Genomic DNA, 1,060 nt, shown 5'->3' on the forward strand with positions numbered 1-1,060 from the left:
TGATGCCAGTACTTGACGAATAAGCATCGGCTAACTCCGTGCCAGCAGCCGCGGTAACACGGGGGATGCGAGCGTTATCCGGATTTATTGGGTTTAAAGGGCGCGTAGGCGGGATGCCAAGTCAGCGGTAAAAGACTGCAGCTAAACTGTAGCACGCCGTTGAAACTGGTGACCTCGAGACGAGTCGAGGATGGCGGAACAAGTGAAGTAGCGGTGAAATGCTTAGATATCACTTGGAACCCCGATAGCGAAGGCAGCTGTCCAGACTCGATCTGACGCTGATGCGCGAGAGCGTGGGTAGCGAACAGGATTAGATACCCTGGTAGTCCACGCCGTAAACGATGCTCACTGGATCTTGGCGATACACAGTCAGGGTTCAAGCGAAAGTATTAAGTGAGCCACCTGGGGAGTACGTCGGCAACGATGAAACTCAAAGGAATTGACGGGGGCCCGCACAAGCGGAGGAACATGTGGTTTAATTCGATGATACGCGAGGAACCTTACCTGGGTTTAAATGTAGAGTGCATGAGCTGGAAACAGTTCTTTCCCTCGGGACTCTTTACAAGGTGCTGCATGGTTGTCGTCAGCTCGTGCCGTGAGGTGTCGGGTTAAGTCCCATAACGAGCGCAACCCCTATCGATAGTTGCCACCGGGTCGAGCCGGGCACTCTATCGAGACTGCCACCGTAAGGTGCGAGGAAGGCGGGGATGACGTCAAATCAGCACGGCCCTTACATCCAGGGCTACACACGTGTTACAATGGCCGGTACAGAGGGCCGCCACCCGGTGACGGGGCGCCAATCTCTAAAGCCGGTCGTAGTTCGGACTGGAGTCTGCAACCCGACTCCACGAAGTTGGATTCGCTAGTAATCGCGCATCAGCCATGGCGCGGTGAATACGTTCCCGGGCCTTGTACACACCGCCCGTCAAGCCATGGAAGCCGGGAGTACCTGAAGATCGTGACCGCGAGGAACGGGCTAGGGTAATACCGGTAACTGGGGCTAAGTCGTAACAAGGTAGCCGTACCGGAAGGTGCGGCTGGAACACCTCCTTTCTGGAGC

The 1,060-nt window shown here is 55.8% G+C and carries 1 rRNA gene; it reads left to right on the forward strand.

The features are described 5' to 3' along the window. Positions 1-1,053, forward strand: a 16S ribosomal RNA gene (locus tag L0M98_RS22515); the annotation flags it as partial. Positions 1,054-1,060: the final 7 nt, after the last annotated feature.

The organism is Butyricimonas sp. DFI.6.44 (assembly GCF_022132345.1).
GTDB lineage: Bacteria > Bacteroidota > Bacteroidia > Bacteroidales > Marinifilaceae > Butyricimonas > Butyricimonas muris.